This window comes from Actinobacillus delphinicola (assembly GCF_900638385.1).
Lineage (GTDB): Bacteria > Pseudomonadota > Gammaproteobacteria > Enterobacterales > Pasteurellaceae > Actinobacillus_C > Actinobacillus_C delphinicola.
Map to the genome: position 1 here is coordinate 467001 of NZ_LR134510.1, position 23571 is coordinate 490571.

A 23571-nucleotide genomic window follows, 5' to 3' on the forward strand; every position below is an offset into this window, starting at 1 on the left:
TAATGAGAATAAACAAGTAAATTAGTCTTGTTTATCACCAATTAATACAGATTCTAATGCAATTTCAATCATTTCATTGAATGTAAATTGACGTTCTTCTGAGGTAGTTTTTTCACCAGTACGAATATGGTCAGATACAGTACAAATACAAAGTGCTTTAGCACCGAATTCTGCTGCAACCCCATAGATACCTGCAGCTTCCATTTCAACACCTAAGATATTGTATTTTTCCATTACGTCAAACATTTGTGGATCTGGTGTATAGAATAAATCTGCAGAGAAGATGTTACCCACTTTCGCTTTCACACCTTTTTCTTTTGCTGCTTGCACAGCTGCTTGCGCCATACCAAAGTCAGCAATTGCTGCAAAATCATTATCTTTGAAACGGATACGGTTTACTTTTGAGTCAGTTGATGCGCCAAGACCGATGATAACATCACGTACTTTCACGGCTTCACTCACTGCACCGCAAGATCCTACACGAATAATTTTTTTCACACCGTAATCTTTTACAAGTTCAGTTGCATAGATTGAGCAAGAAGGGATACCCATACCGTGACCCATTACAGATACACGACGACCTTTATAAAACCCTGTAAAACCTAACATATTACGTACGTTAGTTACTTCTTTTGCATCGTCTAAGAAAGTTTCTGCAATATATTTTGCACGAAGCGGATCGCCTGGCATTAGTACAACATCTGCAAAAGCACCTTCAGGGGCATTAATATGTGGAGTCATATATTTTTCCTTATTTGTTAAAATTAATGAGTGATTTACCGTAATCCATTTTTGACAAGTCAAAATAACTTGCAATGGTTTGTCCAACATCAGCAAATGTATCGCATTTGCCTAAAAATTCTTTCGGTACACTTGCACCATAAATAAGCACAGGAATATACTCACGAGTATGATCACTTCCTTCCCATGTTGGATCACAACCATGATCTGCAACGAAGATAATCATATCGTCTTCAATTACTTCTTTTAAAAGCTCTGGAATGCGACTATCAAAATACTCTAGTGCTTCCGCATAACCTGCAACGTTACGACGATGACCATAATCAGAGTCAAAATTCACAAAATTTGCAAAAACAATCGTATTCGTACCCGCTTTTTTCATTTCGGCAAGCGTTTTATCAAAAAGTTCTGGAATACCTGATCCCTTGACTTTCTGAGTAATTCCCGTATGTGCATAAATATCCGCAATTTTACCAATACTTACCACTTCACCATTTTTCTCTTCCACTAGTTTTTGTAAAACTGTTTTTGCTGGTGGTTCAATGGAATAATCACGACGGTTTCCAGTACGACTAAATTCTCCCGCTTGATTGTCAATAAATGGGCGAGCAATAACACGACCAATATTATAATCAGCTAGCTCTTCTCTTACGATTTGACAAAGTTCATATAATTTATCCAAGCCGTATGTTTCTTCATGACACGCAATTTGGAAAACTGAATCAGCAGAAGTATAAAAAATAGGCTTTCCCGTTTTCATATGTTCTTCGCCTAGCTCATCAAGAATTGCAGTTCCTGATGCATGGCAATTTCCTAAATAACCTGGAATACCCGATTTTTTAACAATATCTTCCAGTAATTCAGGTGGAAAACTATTTTCATGTTGAGGGAAATACCCCCAGTCAAATAAAACTGGTACACCTGCAATTTCCCAATGCCCAGATGGTGTATCTTTACCAGATGAAATCTCTTGAGCGTAAGTATATCCACCAATTAATGTTGGATTTGGATTAAAGCCAGCAGGCAATACCCCTGATGCTTTTTCAGCAGCTAAGCCAAGACCTAATTTTTCAAAATTTGGTAAATGTAATGGACCTTGACGATTGCTATTATCCGCACGTCCTTTAGCACATTCAAGTGCAATATGACCAAGCGTATTTGCACCTTCATCCCCAAATTTTGCTGCATCAGCTGCTGCGCCAATACCAAAAGAGTCGAGCATCATGATAAATACACGTTTCATTTCATACTCCTTAATTTTTAAACAGGCTACACCTGTCTTAAGCAAGCACACCACGAAAAATCGTGGTGTGTTTCTTTCAATGTAATACTACAGTTTTTATTTTAATCGTGAGTGCTGAGGTTATAAAACCGCACCACTAATTCCAATAAATAGACCTGCGATAGTTGCACTCATTAAGTTTGCTAAAGATCCCGCAAGTACGGCTCTTAAACCTAAACGAGCAATATCACCACGACGATTTGGTGCCATACCGCCTAAACCACCGATTAAAATTGCAATTGAGCTAAAGTTTGCAAATCCACAAAGTGCAAAGGTAACGATTGCTTTAGTTTTATCGCTTAAATGCACTGTTGCATCTGCAGCAAGATACGGTGCAAATTCTAAGTAACCCACAAATTCGTTGATGGCTAATTTTGTCCCGATCATTTGACCTGCAATTGCAGCATCATGCCATGGTACCCCAATAATCCATGCGAGTGGACGGAATACATAACCGAAGATAAGACCTAATGAAAGTTGTGGATAATGAATCCAACCACCAATAGTGCCTAACAATCCATTAATAAGTGCGATTAACGCAACAAAAGCGATTAACATTGCACCTACATTTAAAGCTAGTTGCATACCAGTTGATGCCCCAGCAGCGGCAGAGTCAAGAATATTCGCTGGTTTTTCTTCATCAATTACAGCCATATCATCGCTAAATTTTTCAGTTTGAGGAACGATGATTTTCGCAAATAATAAACCTGCTGGTGCCGCCATAAATGATGCTGCGATTAAATAAGTAAGTGGCACACCCATTCCCGCATAACCCGCGAGTACAGAACCTGCGATAGAAGCAAGACCACCTACCATTACTGCAAACAATTCAGACTCTGTCATTTTTGAAATAAATGGTTTAACAATAAGTGGTGCTTCTGTTTGTCCTACGAAAATATTTGCAGCTGCAGACATGGATTCAGCACGTGAGGTACCGAGTGCTTTTTGTAATCCGCCACCAATAATTTTGATGAAGAATTGCATAACGCCCATGTAATAAAGAACAGAAATGAGGGAGGAGAAGAAGATAATGATTGATAAGACATTCACAGCAAAGATGAAACCAACGGACCCCATCGAACCATCTTTTTTCGGTGCTACGCTACCAAATAAGAAACGAATACCTTCGTAACCATAATCAATAACAGCCTGTACCCCATCTGCAAGCATTTTTAAAAATTCACGGCCTGCAGGTACATAAAGAATAAATGCCCCAATTAAAATTTGAATTGCTAACGCACCAAACACTGTACGTGCACTGATTGCTTTTTTATTGGTTGAAAATAAATAAGCGATAAACATCAGCACAAATATACCAATGATACTAATTAATGAACCCATAATGTTACCTTGTTAAAAACAGAATCTGAAATCATGATCAAAGTCTTTTGATCTGTCCAAATTTTAGAAGTTTTAGGTGGAAAAATCCGTTTCAAGTTTCTATTTTTTGACACAGATCTCGCTTTTTATCTTTTTTAGCTCAAAAATAAGACAAAAAAGAAAGATACGATATACAAAGAATCGTATCTTTTCTTTAACCCAAATACAGTATTTTAACTATAAAACGGCACCACCAATTCCAATAAAGAATCCGGCAATCGTTGCACTCATTAAGTTAGCAAGAGAAGCGGCTAACACGGCTTTAATACCTAAACGTGCGATATCCCCACGACGAGCTGGTGCCATGCCGCCAAGCCCACCGATTAATACAGCAATAGAACTAAAGTTTGCAAAACCGCACAAAGCAAAGGTTACAATCGCTTTTGTCTTATCACTTAAATGCATTGGTGCATCTGGTGTTAGGTATGGTGAAAATTCTAAGTAACCAACAAATTCATTGATAGCTAATTTCGTCCCAATCATCTGTCCAGCTACTGCTGACTCATGCCACGGCACCCCAATAATCCATGCGAGTGGGCGGAAAATCCAACCAAAAATTAAACCTAAAGAAAGTTTTGGATAGTGAATCCAGCTACCAATTTCTCCCAATAAACCATTTACAAGAGCAATTAACGCCACAAATGCAATTAACATTGCCCCAACGTTCATTGCTAAATGCATACCAGCAGATGCCCCTGTAGCAGCTGCATCTAACACATTGGCTGGGCTTTCATCTTCATCAACATCTAGTTCATCACTGAAAGATTGTGTCTGCGGCACCACAATTTTTGCAAAAAGTAAACCAGCAGGCGCAGCCATGAAAGCAGCCGCAATCAAATACGTTAGAGGGACACCCATACCGGCATACCCAGCTAAAACTGAGCCTGCGATAGATGCCATCCCCCCGACCATTACTGCAAATAATTCAGATTCGGTCATTCTAGAAATATACGGTTTTATCACAAGCGGTGCTTCTGTTTGGCTCACAAAAATATTTGCTGCCGCAGACATAGATTCCGCACGAGATGTTCCGAGTGCTTTTTGCAACGATCCGCCTAGTAATTTAATAATGAATTGCATCACACCAAGGTGATATAAAACTGAAATTAATGCGGAGAAGAAAATGATGACACACAAGACGTTTACGGCAAAAATAAAGCCGACGGAGCCAAGACTACCATCGGCTTTGGGAGCTAGCCCACCGAAGAGGAAGCGAATCCCATCATAACCATAATCAATAATTGTCTGAATAAAATCAGCAGCCCCTTTCAGGAAATCGCGACCTGCAGGAACATATAAGATAAGTGCACCTATAGCAATTTGAATGAAGAAAGCACCGAAAACGGTACGATAATTGATAGCTTTACGATTTGAAGATAAGAGGAATGCGATAGCGAGTAGTACGAACATACCCACAATACTAATCAAAGTTCCCATAAATAAAATAATATCCTTAAAATTGAACGATAATTAATGAAGATTGATTAATACTGTGATTAATCCGTAGGATTATATTTGTTTCAATATCATAAGCCAACTATTTTTTAATTTTTTTAAATTTCTATAAAAAATGTTGTATATTTTACAAAAGAAAAGAGTATTTTTTATACATTATTTTCCTATTTTATTGGTTAATCTCTGAATTATATGGTAGCTTACATAGCTATTTTAGGATAAAAAAGGTCATTATTATTACAGAAATCATTTTATTAAGAATTTAAGGAGAAAATATGTCTTTTGATGGTTATCAAACCGTCGCACTTTCGTGTTTAGTGTTGTTGTTTGGATATTTTTTAGTAAAACGTATTCCGTTATTGAATCAGTATAACATTCCAGAACCCGTTGCTGGTGGCTTTGTTGTCGCCCTTATCCTCACACTTGTTCACTATATCTGGGGAATTAGCTTTCAATTTGATGCTACATTACAACGTACCATGATGCTGGTTTTCTTCAGCTCCATTGGTCTTAGTGCAAACTTTGCACGCCTGATTCAAGGTGGAAAGCCTTTAGTTATATTTTTATTTGCGGCTTTTGGATTAATCCTCTTACAAAATGCTCTCGGCGTTAGCTCAGCTATGCTATTCGGTTTAGATCCTGCATACGGTTTAATCGCAGGCTCCATGACATTAACAGGCGGGCACGGAACAGGGGCAGCATGGGCAGATACGTTAATGCGTAATTTCCATATTCAGGGCGGATTGGAATTAGCAATGGCGTGCGCCACTTTTGGTTTAGTTGCAGGTGGCGTAATTGGTGGCCCTGTTGCTAGCTATCTTTTAAAACGTCTTCATCGCCATAAAGTAAAAGAAGATGATAATGTTGATGACGTAAAAGAAATTTTTGAAAAACCAGAATTTCGCCGTAAAGTAAATACCCGCTCCGTGATTGAAACAGTTGCCATGCTTTCGGTCTGCTTATGGGTTGGGCAAACCGTAGAAAAACTTACCCATGACACTGCATTTCAATTACCAACCTTTGTTTGGTGTTTATTTACTGGTGTGTTAATCCGTAATTTCTTAACTCATGCAATGAAATTTAAAGCGGCAGAATCCACGATTGATTTACTCGGTTCAGTTGGGCTTTCTCTCTTCTTAGCTGTTGCCTTAATGTCATTAAAATTATGGCAATTAACGAATCTCGCTCTCCCTATTTTCGGTATTCTTGCTCTGCAAGTTATTTTGATGGCAGCTTATGCTATTTTTATCACCTATCGAGCTATGGGAAGTGATTACGATGCTGTCGTGTTAAGTGCTGGGCACTGCGGTTTCGGTTTGGGTGCAACACCAACTGCCGTTGCAAATATGCAGGCAATTACCGATCATTACGGACCAAGTCATAAAGCCTTCCTTATTGTACCAATGGTAGGGGCATTCTTCATCGACTTATTAAATACGGTCGCTTTAAAAATTTTCTTAGCCATCGTTACATTCTTACATTAATTCCACAAAAGGTAAGGGCAACCTTACCTTTTCTTTTCCCCCACCCTTCTTCTCATTTAAAAACCAAAATTTCCTTCACGCCCCGATTTTCGTAAAAATTTATATTATTTGCCGACAACAGATTGTCCGTTGCTTTTTAGTTTAAACCCCTTATAATCTTGCCTTTTTATATAATGAACATTTCTTATGCAAGATAATCAAATGAATTTAGCTGATCAAAAACGCAAAACGGTTGAAACCGTTGAACTCACCGAAGACGGACGTTATAAACGTAAAGTTCGTAGTTTTACGCTAAGAACAGGACGTTTTAGCGGATACCAACGTAACATGATGAATAATCACTGGGGTGAATTTGGTTTAGATTTCCAAGAATCACTCTTTGATTTCAAAGCGATTTTTGGTAACGATAATCCTGTTATTCTTGAAATCGGTTTTGGTATGGGTAAATCCCTTGTTGAAATGGCTATCGCGAATCCTGATAAAAACTACATCGGAATTGAAGTTCATACGCCAGGCGTAGGGGCTTGTATTGCGCTTGCAGTTGAAAAAGGGGTAAAAAATCTACGTGTAATTTGCCACGACGCAGTTGAAATTCTAAACTATTGTATTCCAAATGAAAGTTTAAGTGGCTTACAACTCTTTTTCCCAGATCCATGGCACAAAGCACGTCATCATAAACGTCGCATCGTACAGCCTGCATTCTTAACTCTTGTATTAAGCAAACTTAAACAAGGCGCTTTTGTTCACTTTGCAACAGACTGGGAAAACTATGCAGAACATATGCTAGAAGTCCTCCAAGCAGAAAAAGGTTTAACTAATACCTCTGCTACCAATGATTACATTCCACGCCCTGATTTCCGTCCTTTGACAAAATTTGAAGAACGTGGACATCGTCTTGGTCATGGCGTATGGGATTTGTATTTTACAAAAATTTAAGCTACGCTAACAAAAGGTAAAGATTGTCTAATCGTTATTTATAAGGAGAAAAAAATGGCGACTCGTAATAGAAGACAACGTAAAAAAATGCATCTTGCTGAATTTGAAGAATTAGGCTTTTTAGTAAAATGGCAATTTGCTGAAAATACCCCAATTGATCAAATTGACAGTGTAGTAGATCGTTTTATTGCAGAAGTTATCCAACCTAACGGTTTAGCTTATGAAGGTAGCGGTTATTTAAATTGGGAAGGTCTAGTTTGCTTAGAAAAAATTGGCAAATGCGATGAAAGCCAACGTGAACTTGTTAAAACATGGTTAGAAAACAATGGATTACAACAAGTTGAAGTGAGCGAACTTTTTGACATTTGGTGGGCATACCCAACCAAATAATCTTAAAAAAGCGATGGGATACCATCGCTTTTCGTTTATTCGGATATTTTACTAATTTTTCAGCAACTTTTTAAAAGTTTTACTGGAAATCTTGACGCTCTTATTATTACGGCGTAACATTCCGACGATTTAAGCAATATAAGGATAAGCCCGTTGGACAGTCACAGTCGATACCAAATCATATTTTCTTGATCTCTCGCCTTTCTATACTTATCGGCGGGAATCGCAGATAAGTAGAATTTACCTACTCGTCATCAGGTATCTTTAAAATTTTTCATTAATCCACACCATGTGGTGAAATCTTTGCTGTTCCGCTTGTTTATACTTCAACAAGAGACAACAAATATGATAAATGCTTTTGCTATAAAAAATGATCGCCTCGTTCATATTGATGAAACCGCCTATCAAGATCTTAATCAAGCAATTTGGATCGATCTCATTGCGCCAACCCCTGACGAGCGTAAATTACTTCGTGATAACTTAAAGCAAAGCCTTGCAACTTTTCTTGAACTCGAAGATATCGAAGCATCTGCACGTTTCTTTGAAGATGAAGATGGTCTTCACTTGCACTCATTTTTCTACTGCGAAGATGAAAATGACTATGCTGATTTAGCCAGTGTGGCATTTACCCTACGTGATGGTCGTCTATTTACCTTACGTGATCGTGAACTTCCTGCTTTCCGCCTTTATCGAATGCGTTCTCGTAGCCAACGCCTTGCTGAATGCAACGCCTATGAGGTGCTACTTGATCTCCTTGAAACTAAAATCGAACAGCTTGCTGATGTCATCGAAAATGTTTATGCCGATCTAGAAAAGTTAAGTCACGTCATTCTTGATGGTAAACAAGGGGAAGAATTTGATGAAGCACTTGCGACTTTAACCGAACAAGAAGATACTAGCTCCAAAGTACGCCTCTGTTTGATGGATACCCAACGTGCGCTGAGTTTCCTGGTGCGTAAAACCCGCTTACCTGCCACCCAATTAGAACAAGCACGTGAAATCTTACGAGATATTGAATCATTACAACCACATAATGAATCTCTATTCCAAAAAGTAAACTTCTTACTTCAAGCAGCAATGGGTTTTATTAATATTGAACAAAACCGCATTATCAAAATCTTCTCAGTGGTATCCGTTATATTCTTACCACCAACACTTGTTGCATCTAACTATGGTATGAACTTTAGTTTTATGCCAGAATTACATTTGAAATATGGTTATCCGCTCGCTCTGGTTCTTATGGCTTTAGCGGCATTTGCACCATATTGGTATTTCAAACGTAAAGGATGGTTATAATGCAAGCATTTCAATTTTTATTTAGTACCGTTATTGGTGCATTAAGTGTAATTTTTATATTACGAATGTGGTTTCAATATTGCCAAGTTGATTTTTATAATCCTATTTCACAATCATTGGCAAAATTTACCAACCCCGTAATTAAACCGCTAAGTAAATTTATTCCAACTGTAAAACATGTAAACCTAGCCGCACTTTTTGTAGTGTTTGCATTAGGTTTTATTAAGGTTCCACTGCTTAGCATGAGTTTTATGCCAAGTGAAATCCTTGCCTATGTACTCATTGGTGTCTTACATATTCTGAGCGTTGCTGGTGAAACTTTATTGTATGTACTCTTTTTCGCAGCTATTTTAAGCTGGTTTAATCGTGCGCCTAACCCACTACAATATATTTTATATCAATTAACCGAACCTGTTTTAAAACCGATTCGCCGTATTTTACCTAATACTGGCATGATTGATTTTTCACCTATGGTTCTCGCATTTATTTTATTATTTATTAATCAATTATTTAATCAATATGTTCCATATTGGTTCTTGGCGTAATTAACTACGCCTCAATTTTCGGAAAAATTTATGCCCCCAATTTATTTACAAGAAGGCGATTTACATATTCGCCTTTTTTTACAACCTAAAGCAAGCAAAGACCAATTCGTTGGTATCCACAATGACGAACTTAAAATTACCATTACTGCCCCACCTATTGATGGCAAAGCGAATGAACATCTTATTAAGTTTTTAAGTAAAAGTTTCCGTGTTCCTAAAAGTGCAGTTATTCTGGAAAAAGGTGAATTAAGCCGACATAAATATGTACGCATTCAAGCACCTAAACAAATACCAGAAATCATTCAAAGATTACTTTCTGATTTTAATCAAAAAATGTCAGAAAATTAGTCAGTTAATTTGAAAATTGCTCTTAAAGCGATCAAAAATTTGCTACAATCAGCCCAGATTTTTAATAACTTACAATGGAGATCATATTATGGCACGTCGTCCTTTAGTTATGGGTAACTGGAAATTAAATGGTACTAAAAGATTTACTAAAGAACTGGTTACCGAACTCAAAGCAGAATTAACTGGTGTTGAAGGTTGTGATGTTGCAATCGCACCACCTGTTATGTATTTAGCAGAAGCAGAAATGGCGTTAAATGGCAGTAAAATTGCTTTAGGCTCACAAAATGTCGATATTACCGTAAATGGTGCTTACACAGGTGATATTTCTGCTGAAATGTTAAAAGATTTTGGTGTTAAATATGTGATCATCGGTCACTCAGAACGCCGTGCATATCACAAAGAAAGCAATAGTTTTATTGCTGAAAAATTTGCTACATTGAAAAAATTTGACATGGTGCCAGTACTTTGTATCGGCGAAACTGCTGAACAAAATGAAAAAGGCGAAACAGAAAGTGTTTGTGCATCTCAAATCGATGCCATCATTGATAGCCTTGGCGTACAAGCTTTAATGGGGGCGGTCATTGCTTATGAACCAATTTGGGCAATTGGTACAGGCAAATCTGCAACCCCTGCTCAAGCACAAGCAGTACATAAATTTATCCGTGATCACATCGCACAAAACGATAAAGCAGTCGCAGAACAAGTTATTCTTCAATACGGCGGTAGTGTGAACGATAAAAACGCAGCGGAATTATTTGCACAACCAGATATTGATGGTGCATTGGTAGGTGGTGCTTCTCTTAAAGCTCCCGCATTTGCTGCCATTGTGAAAGCAGCTGCAAAAGCAAAAAACTAATATTTTCTAAAAAAAGGCTCAATTTTCTGAGTCTTTTTTATTATTTTTAGAACTTTTTTAGTTTGCATTAGTCTTAATAAGCAGATGCAACTTGCAGTTGTTATAATAAAAGTGATTCCTTAGGTATATTGCCCTTCTTTCGAGAAGGGTTTTTTTTAGGTTTAGTAGGAAGATCGTTATGACGCTTATTTCTCGGCTTCAAGCGCAAATTCAATATAAAAATATTGATGAAGATATCGTAAAACTTACATTGAAATGGCAGCACCATTTAGAAAAGTGGAAAATTAATGTGCATACCCCCCAAGTTGAAATTCTACTGTTTCATTTAGCGATGGCATTAGGTCGTATCAAAAGAGGTGCTTGCGTTAGCGCTTTACATCCAAGTTTTTTTCAAGAAATTAAAGATAGCCAAACCTACCCTAAAATCCTTTATTATCATCAGCAACTTCTCTCCCATATTCCTTTTCACATTCCTGCAAACGAACAAACTCATCTTATCGCCAATCTATATGCGCTCTCTCTTTCCCAGCCTATTTTGTTATCTCAAAAATAGTATTTATACCTATTAATTAGTATTTTTATATTTTTTATTAATTTCTATTTGCCGATATAAATATACTGGAGTATAGTATATTACAAGTTAACGATCAGCGAGGATATTAATTTATGCCAAGTACGCCTGAAGAAAAAAAGAAAGTTCTCACTCGCGTTCGCCGCTTAAAAGGTCAGCTTAATTCTTTGGAACAAGCCTTAGAAAATGAAGTTGAATGTAAAGCCATTTTGCAGCAAATTGCTGCAGTGCGCGGCGCTACAAATGGTTTAATGGCACAAATTTTAGAAAGCCATTTAAGAGAAACCTTTTCTGATCACTGCCCATCGGTAGATTACCGTATGCAGGCAACAGTGAATGATGCCATAGAGCTTATTCGTACTTATTTAAAATAAAACTAAATTTCAATTTGAAAGGAAGTGAAATGAAAAAAACTTATAAATCACGTGCAGCAGTTGCTTTTGCTGCAAACGAACCTCTACAACTAGTAGAAATTGATGTTGAAGCACCTAAAAAAGGTGAAGTTTTAATTCGCAATACTCACACAGGTGTTTGCCACACTGACGCATTCACTTTATCTGGCGCAGATCCAGAAGGTATCTTCCCAGTTGTTCTTGGTCACGAAGGTGCTGGTATCGTTGTTGAAGTTGGTGAAGGTGTAACTAGCGTTAAACCTGGTGATCACGTAATTCCACTTTACACAGCTGAATGTGGTGAATGTGAATTCTGTAAATCTGGTAAAACTAACCTTTGTGTAGCAGTTCGCGAAACTCAAGGTAAAGGCTTAATGCCAGACGGTACAACTCGTTTCTCTTACAACGGTCAACCAATTTTCCACTACATGGGTTGCTCAACTTTCAGTGAATTAACTGTTGTTCCTGAAGTTTCTTTAGCAAAAATCAACCCAGAAGCTAACCACGAACAAGTTTGCTTATTAGGTTGTGGTGTAACTACTGGTATCGGTGCAGTTCACAACACTGCTAAAGTACAAGAAGGTGACACTGTTGCTGTATTCGGTCTTGGTGCTATCGGTTTAGCAGTTATCCAAGGTGCTCGCCAAGCTAAAGCTGGTCGTATCATCGCTATCGATATCAACCCAGAAAAATTCGAATTAGCAAAACAATTCGGTGCAACTGACTGCATTAACCCTAAAGACTACGATAAACCAATCAAAGAAGTTTTATTTGAAAAAGTAAACAAATGGGGTATCGACCATACTTTTGAATGTATCGGTAACGTAAACATCATGCGTGATGCATTAGAAGTTGCTCACCGTGGTTGGGGTCAATCAATTATTATCGGTGTTGCTGGTGCAGGTCAAGAAATCTCTACTCGTCCATTCCAATTAGTAACTGGTCGTGTATGGAAAGGTTCTGCATTCGGTGGTGTTAAAGGTCGTAGCCAATTACCAGGCATGGTTGAACAAGCAATGCGCGGTGAAATTGAATTAGCTCCGTTCGTTACTCATACAATGGGTCTTAACAAAATCAACGAAGCATTCGAATTACTTCACCAAGGTAAAGCAATTCGTACCGTTATCAAATACTAATTTGATGCAAAATTAGGGCGGCATGACCGCCCTTCTTTATATTTATTCTTCACAAATTTTTTAGGAATATTTATGCAAAAAACCGAATCTCATGTAATGTTTGGTGGCGACCAAGAAATTTGGCAACATCATTCAGATACATTAGGCTGCGATATGACTTTCGCTGCTTTCATTCCAAGTAAAGCTAAAACTGAAAAATGCCCAGTGCTTTATTTCTTATCTGGTTTAACCTGTACTGAACAAAACGTAACAACAAAATCAGGTTTCCAACGCTACGCTGAAGAACATGGCATTATCATTATCGCGCCAGACACAAGTCCACGTGGCGAAGATATTCCAAACAGCCCAGATTACGATTTAGGTCAAGGTGCGGGATTCTATTTAATGGCAACTCAAGAACCTTGGGCGAAAAACTTCAAGATGTATGATTACATCACTAAAGAATTACCAAAACTTGTTAACGAAACCTTTAACACCAATGGTAAACAAGGCATCTTTGGTCACTCAATGGGTGGTTTAGGCGCGCTGGTTCTAGCGTTACGTAATCCAGAAATGTATCAAAGCGTTTCTGCATTTTCGCCTATCGTTACACCAAGTATCGTACCGTGGGGACAAAAAGCATTTACCGCTTACCTTGGTGCAGATGAAAACACTTGGGCGGAATATGATCCAATGCGTTTAATTCTTGCTGGTAAAAAAGTCGATGAAATCTTAATCGATCAAGGTTTAAGTGATCCGTTCTATCCAGAACAATTAAAACCTGAACTTTTCGCTGAAGCTTGCGAAAAAATGGGTGTAAACGCAAATATCCGTTATCATGACGGTTATGATCACAGCTATTACTTCATCGCAACCTACATGGAAGATCATATTAAATTCCATGCAGCTAAATTAGCTAAATAATTTTTATTTAATTTTTTATATTTCACGCACGCCCCAATTTTCGAAAATTTTTATGAAAATTGGGGCGTTATTTTTATGTTTTCACATAAAAATAACTTTATCTATACATAAAAATAACTTTTATAGTATACTAAAATGCCTTGTTTCTAAACTAATAACAAATTAATTTTGTTTGAAAAATAATAATTTTTTTATTATCTTTACAATAAATAATTTTTTGAGGAGACTTTTATGCATTCATCCCCTCCCCCTTCTTCTCCGTTAAATAAAAAAAATGTCATACTTATTGCTGATATCATTCTATTTTTCTTGTTATTAGCTTTTCTTCCCTTTCCCGAACAGGCAAATAAAGGACTCGCATTATTAGCATTTGTTGCTATCTTGTGGTTAACAGAAACCCTTCATGTATCAATAACGGCATTGCTTGTTCCTGTCATTTCAATATTCCTAGGATTAGTCGATACGCACGAAGCGCTGGTTTCTTTTGCAAATCCGATCATTTTCTTATTCTTTGGTGGTTTCGCACTCGCAACGGCTCTCCACAAACAAAAAATCGATCAAATTATCGCAAATAAAATTATGGCACTTGCAAAAGGAAAAGTTTTTGTCGCTGCATTATATTTGTTTGGTATTACTGCGTTCCTCTCTATGTGGATGAGTAATACGGCAACTGCAGCCATGATGCTACCTCTTGCCATGGGAATTTTAAGCCAACTCGATCGCCGCACCTACCATAATACTTATGTCTTTATTCTGTTAGGTATCGCTTATAGTGCAAGTATCGGGGGCATGGGTTCTCTCGTTGGTAGCCCACCAAATGCGATCGTTGCCTCTCAATTAAATATGAACTTTATTGAGTGGATGAAGTTTGGTTTACCAATCATGCTTTTATTGTTGCCACTCATGGTCGGTACACTTTACATTATTTTTAAACCTAAATTAGATTTTCATTTTGAACAAGATTTAGAAAAAATCCCACTAACCAAAGAACGCATGACTGCGCTAACGATTTTTATTTTAATCTCTGTGTTATGGATTTTTAGTAAACAACTTAATCCTATCATTTCTAGTTTATTAGGGTTAGGTAATAAAATTGTCCAATTTGATAGTGTCATTGCACTCCTTGCGGTAATTCTAATTTGCATTACTCAGACTGCCCGTTGGAAAGATATCCAAAATAGTACTGACTGGGGCGTACTCATTTTATTTGGTGGTGGCATTACGCTGAGTATGGTATTGAAAAATTCAGGTGCAAGTAAAATTCTTGCTGATGGTATCGTTTTCCTCATTAAAGGAGGACATTTCTATCTTATCGGATTACTGGTTGCGACCTTTATTGTATTCTTAACTGAATTTACATCTAATACTGCGAGTGCCGCTTTACTGGTCCCTATTTTTATTTCAATCGCTCAATCTTTAGGGCTACCAGATACAGGTTTAGCACTTATTATCGGTATCGGAGCATCGTGTGCCTTTATGCTTCCAGTCGCCACGCCACCGAATGCAATTGTCTTTGGTACAGGTGAAATTCGGCAACAAGATATGCTAAAAGCAGGTTTCTGGTTGAATATTATCAGTATCCTACTCATATCAACAGTGGCATATTTCTTCTGGTTTTAGATATAAAAAATCCCTCATTAATGAGGGATTTTTTTAATGCATGACTGAGGGTAAATGATAAATAAACCCAACATCTAATATATAGTAAACAATAAGATAGAAAGCAAGAATACTTAGTCCCAAGCCCCAACGCCCAATCAAGGGATTACGTTGATGGACGACATACCAAATACGTGACACGAGTCCTAATAAAAATGGATAAATCCAAAAGAACGTAATCATGATACGAATTGTCCATTGCGAAAGATGGGGATTATCCATAATATTAGGAGATAACAACAATGCCACAGGATACAATACGATCGGTAAACAGAAGAAACCTATCGCCCAGGCAAAAGGTGTGAATCCTGTAGGTAATGAATTATTCTTACGAGATTTCATAAAGTTCCCTTATCAAAAAGAAAGTATTAGGATTATAAAAAATGCAACAGGTTTTCGCTAGTCAAATAGAACAAATTACCTTGCAATTTAGGGATTATATTTTCAAACAATATGGTGTTTCACTAACGCTTTATGCCATTCCTCAAAGCGACCAAACACATTATCTCTTTGCTGCGTTTCTAGAAGAAAATAACCCTTATTTTCAAAAAATTATGCAAGCAGCTCAGTCCTTTAATCCCGATGATAAAACAACACAAACTAGTTGGGAAGTCGGAATGGTTTCCCAAAATACAACGAATTATTACGCCACGATTTTCAAAAAATTTTTTACAAAAGATACCTTTAGTTGGAAAAATATTTATCCAATCAAATTTACATTATTCATCACCCTACTTTGTTTCGGAATTTATGTGTTAGAAGTCATAGGGTTTAGGGAAGCAATTATGCAACTTTTCCATTATCCAACCGATGCTTTTGAACAGAAGGATTGGTGGCGATATATCACACCTGCCCTTGTTCATTTATCGTGGTGGCATTTAGGATTTAATCTTCTATTCTGGTGGTTATTTGCAGGATTAATTGAAAGACAATGCGGTACATTACAACTGATCATTTTATTTTTCTGTTCTGCACTAATTTCAGCCATGGTTGAAAATTATTTCTCAGGTCCTGATTTCTTTGGGCTATCCGGCGTAGTTTATGCCGTACTTGGATTTGTCCTTATTCTGAATAAATTTTTCCCTGACCGTTTTATGCTACCTGATGGTTTCTTCACTATGTTGATTATTGGGATTATTCTCGGTTTTGCGACACCAATTATTGGTATTTATACAGGGAATGCTGCCCATATCAGTGGATTTATAATAGGGATGCTGCTTGCTTTAACCCAAAAGCGACATATAAAATCTTAATAAAGATGCAATAAAAAAAACGGTTCCGAAGAACCGTTTTTTATTTAAACCACTAATCTGGAACACCTACTAGTACTTCTTTCTTTTTAGAGAAAGCTTGCCAAATATAGCCTAAGATTACCCCAGCAAAGGCAAAGAAAATCCAAACCATATCTTCACGAATCGGTAATGATGAGAGCCAGGTCAGGTGTGATTTTCCTAAAACAACACAAAATGACTCAATAGTTACCAATCCTGCAGCGAAACGATGGGATGCCAATGGTAATTTCACGAATAAGTTAATTAGTAATAAAATAATTACTGTCATCGTGATTGGATAAAGAATTAATAAAACTGGTAAGGATTTATCAATTACTGCTTTTAATCCAATATTAGCAATGATGAAACTTACAATAGTAAATAACACCACATACGTTTTGTACGAAATGCGTGGGAAAATTTCATGGAAATATTCACTACTTGCCGTACCAATCCCGATAGTTGTTGTTAAACAAGCTAACGTTACAATAATACCAAGTAAAACACGTCCAAATTCACCATACGCAAGTACTGCGGCTGTATTCAAAATTTGTGGACCAATACTTTGATGCTCATTAATTTCCACTGGCAAACGATTTCCTAACCATCCTAATGCAATATAAATAATGGTTAAAAATACAGAGGCAATAATCCCTGCATAAACGGTTTGTTTAGAAATCGATGTTCCTTTTGGACTTTTTTCTTTAATTGCTGTTAATACTACTACCGCAAATACCACTGATGCTAGTGCATCTAAGGTAGAATACCCTTCAACCATTCCATTAATAAAAGGTGCAGGAATCGGATGTTCTACAGGAATAGCGGGATAAGCGTTGAATAAGAAGTATGATTTTACAATCAAAGCAATTAACCCAATTAATAATGCTGGTGTCAGAATTTCCCCTACACGATCGACCATTTGTGCAGGATTTAAACTTAACCACAATGAGATTAAGAAATAAATCAAGCAAAAGATAAATTGTGCAGTTGCATTTGGATGATCTAAAAATGGCACCATCGCAATCGAATAGGCAGTCGCTGCCGTACGTGGGCCACCAAAAAATGGTCCTAATGCCAGGAAAATTGCAAGTAATAAGCAAAGTGCAAAAGCCGGATGAATGCGTTTCAGTATTTCTTTATAACCACCTTTATAAAAAGAGCCTACGGCAATACCAAGTAATGGCAGCCCCACGCCTGTTACCACAAATCCTAAAATTGATGGCCAAAAATCAACGCCCGAATCAGCACCGAGCTTTGGTGGAAATATTAAGTTGCCTGCGCCAAAGAAAATGGCGAAAAGCATGAATCCGACAACAAATGTATTTTTATTCATGTAGCCCCTTTTCTATTTTTTCCAATGTTTCAACGCATCGGCAAAAGCATTGCCCATCGCTGAACTTTGGAGTGATTGTTGCTGACGAGTTCGTAAAGAACCCTCGTAGCGAGCAGATGTTTTACTGCTTTCCTTTTTACGTCCATCAATATTTTGAGTACGCATGCTAAGTGCAATACGTTTTCTCGGGATGTCAACTTCAGTTACGGTAACCTTGACAATATCCCCTGTTTTGACAACTTTATGCGGATCATCAACAAAACTATCTGCAAGCGCGGATATATGGACAAGTCCATCTTGATGCACACCGATATCAACAAAAGCACCAAAATTTGTAACATTTGTGACTGTGCCTTCTAAAACCATGCCCTCTTTTAAATCGGAAATCTCATTCACGCCATCCATGAAAGTTGCAGTTTTAAACTCACCACGTGGGTCTCTTCCTGGTTTTTCTAGCTCTTTAAAAATGTCTTTAACAGTTGGCAAGCCAAATTGACTATCTGTAAAGTTTTTTGCATCAAGTTTTTCGAGTATGCTGATATTTCCCATAATGTCAAGGATTGATTGTTTACAATCCTGTAAAATTTTCTCTACAACAGGATAAGCCTCTGGATGAACACCTGATGCATCAAGCGGATTTTTACCACCATTAATTCGCATAAATCCCGCACATTGTTCAAAGGCTTTAGGACCTAAACGTGGCACTTTTTTCAGTTCATTGCGAGTTTCAAAACGACCATGTTCATCACGATAAGTAACAATATTTTGTGCCAATGTTTTATTCATCCCTGCGACTTGTGATAAAAGTGGTACAGAGGCGGTATTTAGATCAACCCCAACCGCATTTACGCAGTCTTCCACGACATTATCCAGTTTTTTGGCTAATTGATTTTGGTTTACATCGTGCTGATATTGCCCTACACCAATCGCTTTTGGATCAATTTTTACTAATTCAGCAAGGGGATCTTGTAAACGACGCGCAATAGATACTGCCCCACGCAACGCTACATCCATATCTGGAAATTCATTGGCAGCAAATTCTGATGCAGAATATACAGATGCACCTGCCTCACTCACTACTACAATTTGCGGTTTATCGCCGTCTAATAAACTCACAACATTTTTTGCAAAACGTTCTGTTTCACGTGATGCAGTACCGTTACCAATCGCAATCAGTTCCGCATGATATTTTTTAATGAAACTTGCTAGGGTTGCCATCGCTTGTTTTTCTTGCCCTGTATGCGGATAAATCGCATCCGTTGCTAAAACTTTTCCCGTATTATCAACAACTGCGACTTTTACCCCTGTACGAATACCAGGATCTAGACCAATCGTTGTTTTAGCACCCGCAGGCGCTGCCATGAGTAACGCTTTTAGATTTGTCGCAAATACATCAATCGCTTCACTCTCTGCACGATCTTTAAGATCCGCCATCAATTCAGTTTCCAAGTGAAGAGCAAGTTTGATCTTCCACGTCCAACTAATGACCTGAGCGCGCCATTTATCCAAAGCATTGTTTGTTAAAGTAATTCCAAGATGTTCCTGAATAAGATCTTCACAGTAACTTTTTGTTGCCATTTCTTCATCAGGCTCAGTCACCATCGCTAAATTTAAAACTCCCTCGTTACGACCACGCAACATCGCTAATGCACGATGCGAAGGAATATGTTTCCATTGTTCGCTATACGCAAAGTAATCTTGGAACTTCGCACCTCGCTCCTCTTCGCCAGAAATTACCGTTGCTTTTATGTATGCATTCTTTTGTAAAAAATTACGTAATTTTGCGATAAGGGCTGCATCTTCTGCAAATTGCTCCATTAAGATATAACGGGCGCCATCAAGTGCTGCCTTTGTATTCGCCACTTTATCACCATCAACAAAAGTTGAGGCAAGACTCTCTGGATCCAGATCTTTACCTTCCCATAATTGTTGTGCTAGCGGTTGTAAACCATTTTCGATGGCTATTTGCCCTTTAGTGCGACGTTTTGGCTTATACGGTAAGTAAAGATCTTCTAGTTCTGTTTTGCTTTCACACTGTTGAATTTTATGTGCGAGTTCTTCAGTTAATTTGCCTTGTTCCTCGATAGATCGCAGAATCGTTTGGCGACGATCATCTAATTCACGCAAGTAATTTAGGCGTGTTTCAAAATAACGAAGTTGTGTATCATCAAGACCGCCTGTTGCCTCTTTTCGATAACGTGCGATAAATGGAATGGTATTACCATCTTCAAGTAAGCTGATTGCAGCAAGAATTTGTTGCGGATTTACTGCCAATTCTTTGGCAATAATGTGAGAAATAGTTGAATTTTGCATAGTTTTTATGGAATAGATTAAAAAACAAGAGCTGTATGCTATCATTATTCCATCAATAATTTAATGATAAATTTTATGGCAAAATCAGATTATATTACCCGTGCTGGGTGGAACGCACTGGATCAGGAACTAAAATATCTTTGGAAAGAAGAACGCCCTTTAATTACCCGTAGCGTATCGGAAGCAGCCGCTCAAGGCGATCGCAGTGAAAATGCTGAATATATTTACGGAAAACGTCGTTTACGTGAAATTGACCGCCGTGTCCGTTTTCTGAGTAAACGCTTAGAAGCTTTAAAAATCGTTGATTATCACCCTAATCAAGAAGGGAAAGTATTCTTTGGTGCATGGGTTGAACTAGAAGATGAGCATGGTCAAATAAATCAGTATAGAATCGTTGGTGGCGATGAGTTTGATCCAAGTAAAAACTGGATTTCCATTGATAGTCCTGTTGCCCGAGCATTAATTGGCAAAGAAATTGATGCTGAAATTCAAGTGAATACGCCTAAAGGATTAACGACTTTTTATATTAATAAAATTTGGTACGATAAAACATAGTTACTATTGTTCCACTTTTAAATAAATGTGAAAGGATATCCTCTGTTCATAAAAAAATCATTTATAATAAAAGGGTTTAATTAAATTTACCTTTTAGGACGTTTATTTATGCAGGAAAAACACGATCATCAACGTGAAATAACCAAACTGTGTGCCCGTACTGCATTATTACTGCTACAACATGGAACTGAAAGTGCCGTTATCGTTCAGTTAACTATGCGTTTAGGACTTGCTCTTGGCATGGAAAATGTAGAATGTGCACTCACACCAAATGCCGTTATTGTAACAACCATCGCAGACGGTCATTGCCTCACAACCGTGCGTAATAATTACGATAAGGGAATTAATATGCAGGTAGTAACGGAAGTCCAGCACATTGTCATCCTCGCCGAACACCAGATTTATGATTGGAAGCAAGTCCGCTGTAAATTAGATAACATCAAACCACTTCATTATAATCGCTATGTCGTCGTCGGTATGATAGGGCTTTCTTGCGCTTCTTTTGCCCATTTAGCGGGCGGCAATGCTATGATATCTCTTGTAACGTTTATTGCTTCCTCTATCGGTATGTATGTCCGCCAGGCCCTTGCCTCTCGGCATTTTAATCCCCTCATTGTTTTTTCTATTACTGCCTTTGTCGCATCGCTCATATCGGGATTAGCTTTAAAATATCATTTGGGTAATGATCCTCAAATCGCCCTTGCTTCAAGCGTACTCTTACTTGTCCCTGGATTTCCACTCGTTAATTCCTTAGCTGATATTTTAAAAGGTCATATTAGTATGGGGATGGCTCGGTGGGCAATTGCTACTATTTTAACTTTCGGTGCTTGCCTAGGCATCGTATTTGCCTTGAGCGTTTTAAGAATCACACATTGGGGGGCATAATATGTCGGCATTTTTTTTACACATATTAGATGATATGTTTTTTTCAATGATTCCAGCAGTTGGCTTTGGGTTAATTTTTAACGTACCGCCTCGTGCATTAAAATACTGTGCAATTCTTGCTGCACTTGGACATGGTACACGAACTATACTCGTCTATTTTGGTCTGCCTTTGGTATTCTCAACCTTTTTTGCATCATCGCTTATCGGATTCTTAGGCGTTCATCTCTCCCATCGTTATTTGGCTCATCCGAAAGTATTTACGGTTGCAGCGATTATTCCTATGATTCCTGGGGTTTATGCCTATAAAGCTATGATCGCAATGGTACAAATTCACCATTACGGCTTTTCTGATATTCGCTTTCATGCCATGGTGAATAATTTTATTACCACCACCTTCTTAGTCGGCGCATTAGCATTCGGATTATCTCTACCAGGCATGTTATTTTACCGCCACAAACCCGTTGTCTAACTTTCATGACGCCCCAATTTTCGGTAAAATTTATAGCTTTTATTGAGAGGTTATATAAATATGCAATCCCCACGCCTTAGTTTTATCGTGGCGATGACACAAAATCATGTCATTGGTCGCAACAATAGTATGCCATGGCACTTGCCTGCAGATTTTGCATGGTTTAAAGAAAATACCGTTGGAAAACCTATCGTTATGGGACGTAAGACCTTTGAAAGTATTGGTAAACCACTTCCACAAAGAACCAATATCGTTTTATCACGCAAACCTTTTATTCATGAAGGTGTGCTTTGGGCGAAAAATATTGAAGATGCAATCGAATTAGTAAATGAAGCGCAAGAAATCATGATTATCGGTGGTGGAGAAGTATTTAAACAATATTTCAATAAAATTGATCGTCTTTATCTTACGGAAATCCAAACATCATTAGAAGGTGATGCGTTTTTCCCTGAATTTTCGCTTTCCGACTGGAAAATTGAAAAGGATCTTTTCCGCCCTAAAGACGAAAAAAATCCTTATGATTTACGTTTTTTAATTTTAGATCGAATTAAATAATTTGACCTTTAGTAAAATCTTGATTCATTTCAAAAGCTGGTTTTTCTTGTGGATTTTTTCCAATTTCACGAGCCGGCACACCAGCGACAGTGGTATAAGGAGCAACTGGCTTTAGTACCACTGAATTTGCCCCAATTTTTGCGTAGCGTCCAATTTCAATATTTCCTAAAATCTTTGCCCCTGCCCCAATCATAACGCCTTCTCGAATCTTAGGATGACGATCGCCACATTCCTTACCTGTTCCCCCAAGGGTAACACCTTGCAGAATTGAAACATCATTTTCAATAATAGATGTTTCACCCACAACAATGCCCGTAGCGTGATCAAACATAATTCCACAACCAATACGGGCAGCAGGATGAATATCGACATCGAATGCAACAGAAATCTGATTTTGCAAATAAATTGCAAGTGCTTTACGTCCCTGTTTCCATAGATAATGAGTAATTCTAAAGCTTTGAAGTGCTTGATAACCCTTTAAATACAATAAAGGGGTTGACCATAATTCCACCGCAGGATCACGCATTCTTACCGCTTTAATATCATAAGCAGCACTTTCAATAATCTGCGGCTCAGCACGGTATGCTTCTTCAATAATTTCACGCAAAGCAATTGCTGGCATGATAGGATTTGCCAGCTTATTAGCTAAAATATAGCTTAATGCTGCACCCAAATGAGGGTGCTTTAAAATTGTTGAATACAAAAAACTTGCCAGCACTGGCTCTGCTTCTACTTGAATTTGAGTTTCTTCCCGTAGAATTTGCCATACCTCTGCTGAAACACTTGCCATGTCATTCTTCCTTAATTTTGAATTAT

At 37.8% G+C, this 23571-nt stretch carries 25 protein-coding genes; 17 read left to right on the forward strand and 8 right to left on the reverse strand.

Features of this window, described 5'->3' with window-relative positions; all coding sequences use genetic code 11:
• Positions 1–21: 21 nt before the first annotated feature.
• The 4 genes from deoD to EL259_RS02100 all read right to left on the reverse strand — a co-directional run bounded on the left by deoD (position 22) and on the right by EL259_RS02100 (position 4840).
• Positions 22–741 (reverse strand): purine-nucleoside phosphorylase, encoded by a 720-nt coding sequence (deoD, locus tag EL259_RS02085; RefSeq protein ID WP_126598552.1) that lies wholly within the window; start codon positions 739–741, stop codon positions 22–24.
• A gap of 10 nt (positions 742–751) precedes the next feature.
• Positions 752–1984: a phosphopentomutase gene (locus EL259_RS02090; RefSeq protein WP_126598554.1), complete on the reverse strand. Its 1233-nt coding sequence runs from the start codon at positions 1982–1984 to the stop codon at positions 752–754.
• Between the two features lie 120 nt (positions 1985–2104).
• Positions 2105–3364: a NupC/NupG family nucleoside CNT transporter gene (locus EL259_RS02095; protein WP_126598556.1), complete on the reverse strand. Its 1260-nt coding sequence runs from the start codon at positions 3362–3364 to the stop codon at positions 2105–2107.
• A gap of 216 nt (positions 3365–3580) precedes the next feature.
• Positions 3581–4840: a NupC/NupG family nucleoside CNT transporter gene (locus EL259_RS02100; RefSeq protein ID WP_126598558.1), complete on the reverse strand. Its 1260-nt coding sequence runs from the start codon at positions 4838–4840 to the stop codon at positions 3581–3583.
• A gap of 293 nt (positions 4841–5133) precedes the next feature.
• Between EL259_RS02100 and gltS the strand changes: the two genes are divergently transcribed.
• The 12 genes from gltS (at position 5134) to EL259_RS02160 (ending at position 15335) form a co-directional block, all read left to right on the forward strand.
• Positions 5134–6342 (forward strand): sodium/glutamate symporter, encoded by a 1209-nt coding sequence (gltS, locus tag EL259_RS02105; RefSeq protein ID WP_126598560.1) that lies wholly within the window; start codon positions 5134–5136, stop codon positions 6340–6342.
• A gap of 186 nt (positions 6343–6528) precedes the next feature.
• A complete protein-coding gene (gene trmB, locus EL259_RS02110) occupies positions 6529–7278 on the forward strand; it encodes a tRNA (guanosine(46)-N7)-methyltransferase TrmB (protein ID WP_126598562.1) in 750 nt (249 codons plus the stop codon).
• 54 nt (positions 7279–7332) lie between these two features.
• Entirely contained in the window at positions 7333–7668 is a 336-nt protein-coding gene (locus EL259_RS02115) for a YggL family protein (RefSeq protein WP_126598564.1), read from the forward strand.
• Positions 7669–8013: 345 nt separating this feature from the next.
• Positions 8014–8964 (forward strand): magnesium/cobalt transporter CorA, encoded by a 951-nt coding sequence (corA, locus tag EL259_RS02120; protein ID WP_126598566.1) that lies wholly within the window; start codon positions 8014–8016, stop codon positions 8962–8964.
• Positions 8964–9509, forward strand: coding sequence for a YggT family protein (locus tag EL259_RS02125; RefSeq protein ID WP_126598568.1), 546 nt, complete (start codon positions 8964–8966; stop codon positions 9507–9509). The genes corA and EL259_RS02125 overlap by 1 nt, the downstream gene beginning before the upstream one ends.
• A 30-nt stretch (positions 9510–9539) precedes the next feature.
• Positions 9540–9857 carry a DUF167 family protein YggU gene (yggU, locus tag EL259_RS02130; RefSeq protein ID WP_126598570.1) on the forward strand — a complete coding sequence of 106 codons (318 nt, stop codon included), beginning with the start codon at positions 9540–9542 and terminating at the stop codon, positions 9855–9857.
• Between the two features lie 88 nt (positions 9858–9945).
• Positions 9946–10713: a triose-phosphate isomerase gene (gene tpiA / locus EL259_RS02135; RefSeq protein WP_126598572.1), complete on the forward strand. Its 768-nt coding sequence runs from the start codon at positions 9946–9948 to the stop codon at positions 10711–10713.
• Positions 10714–10891: 178 nt separating this feature from the next.
• Positions 10892–11266 (forward strand): hypothetical protein, encoded by a 375-nt coding sequence (locus tag EL259_RS02140; RefSeq protein WP_126598573.1) that lies wholly within the window; start codon positions 10892–10894, stop codon positions 11264–11266.
• Positions 11267–11379: 113 nt separating this feature from the next.
• Positions 11380–11658 (forward strand): formaldehyde-responsive transcriptional repressor FrmR, encoded by a 279-nt coding sequence (gene frmR / locus EL259_RS02145; RefSeq protein WP_126598575.1) that lies wholly within the window; start codon positions 11380–11382, stop codon positions 11656–11658.
• 29 nt (positions 11659–11687) lie between these two features.
• The gene (locus EL259_RS02150; protein WP_126598577.1) at positions 11688–12812 is read left to right on the forward strand and encodes an S-(hydroxymethyl)glutathione dehydrogenase/class III alcohol dehydrogenase; all 1125 of its coding nucleotides are present in this window, start codon (positions 11688–11690) and stop codon (positions 12810–12812) included.
• 72 nt (positions 12813–12884) lie between these two features.
• Positions 12885–13715, forward strand: coding sequence for an S-formylglutathione hydrolase (gene fghA / locus EL259_RS02155; RefSeq protein WP_126598579.1), 831 nt, complete (start codon positions 12885–12887; stop codon positions 13713–13715).
• 231 nt (positions 13716–13946) lie between these two features.
• Positions 13947–15335, forward strand: coding sequence for a DASS family sodium-coupled anion symporter (locus EL259_RS02160; protein ID WP_126598581.1), 1389 nt, complete (start codon positions 13947–13949; stop codon positions 15333–15335).
• 33 nt (positions 15336–15368) lie between these two features.
• On the opposite strand, the gene EL259_RS02165 is transcribed toward EL259_RS02160, so the two are convergent.
• Complete coding sequence (locus tag EL259_RS02165; RefSeq protein ID WP_126598583.1) at positions 15369–15716, reverse strand: DUF5389 family protein; 348 nt, start codon at positions 15714–15716, stop codon at positions 15369–15371.
• 41 nt (positions 15717–15757) lie between these two features.
• Between EL259_RS02165 and EL259_RS02170 the strand changes: the two genes are divergently transcribed.
• Positions 15758–16627 (forward strand): rhomboid family intramembrane serine protease, encoded by an 870-nt coding sequence (locus EL259_RS02170; RefSeq protein WP_126598585.1) that lies wholly within the window; start codon positions 15758–15760, stop codon positions 16625–16627.
• 52 nt (positions 16628–16679) lie between these two features.
• Here the strand turns inward: EL259_RS02170 and brnQ are convergent, their stop codons facing one another.
• Together brnQ and EL259_RS02180 are read right to left on the reverse strand one after the other, a co-directional pair.
• Positions 16680–17978 carry a branched-chain amino acid transport system II carrier protein gene (gene brnQ, locus EL259_RS02175; RefSeq protein ID WP_126598587.1) on the reverse strand — a complete coding sequence of 433 codons (1299 nt, stop codon included), beginning with the start codon at positions 17976–17978 and terminating at the stop codon, positions 16680–16682.
• Between the two features lie 12 nt (positions 17979–17990).
• Positions 17991–20291 carry a Tex family protein gene (locus EL259_RS02180; RefSeq protein WP_126598589.1) on the reverse strand — a complete coding sequence of 767 codons (2301 nt, stop codon included), beginning with the start codon at positions 20289–20291 and terminating at the stop codon, positions 17991–17993.
• Positions 20292–20366: 75 nt separating this feature from the next.
• Here EL259_RS02180 and greB point away from each other — a divergent pair, with 75 nt between their 5' ends.
• The 4 genes from greB (at position 20367) to folA (ending at position 22755) form a co-directional block, all read left to right on the forward strand.
• Complete coding sequence (gene greB, locus EL259_RS02185) at positions 20367–20846, forward strand: transcription elongation factor GreB (RefSeq protein ID WP_126598591.1); 480 nt, start codon at positions 20367–20369, stop codon at positions 20844–20846.
• Positions 20847–20954: 108 nt separating this feature from the next.
• A complete protein-coding gene (locus EL259_RS02190) occupies positions 20955–21731 on the forward strand; it encodes a threonine/serine exporter family protein (RefSeq protein WP_126598592.1) in 777 nt (258 codons plus the stop codon).
• A 1-nt stretch (position 21732) separates the two neighbouring features.
• A complete protein-coding gene (locus EL259_RS02195) occupies positions 21733–22200 on the forward strand; it encodes a threonine/serine exporter family protein (RefSeq protein WP_126598594.1) in 468 nt (155 codons plus the stop codon).
• A gap of 60 nt (positions 22201–22260) precedes the next feature.
• Positions 22261–22755 carry a type 3 dihydrofolate reductase gene (folA, locus tag EL259_RS02200; protein ID WP_126598596.1) on the forward strand — a complete coding sequence of 165 codons (495 nt, stop codon included), beginning with the start codon at positions 22261–22263 and terminating at the stop codon, positions 22753–22755.
• Here the strand turns inward: folA and cysE are convergent.
• Positions 22748–23545 carry a serine O-acetyltransferase gene (cysE, locus tag EL259_RS02205; protein WP_126598598.1) on the reverse strand — a complete coding sequence of 266 codons (798 nt, stop codon included), beginning with the start codon at positions 23543–23545 and terminating at the stop codon, positions 22748–22750. The two genes, folA and cysE, sit on opposite strands and share 8 nt — an antisense overlap.
• Positions 23546–23571: the final 26 nt, after the last annotated feature.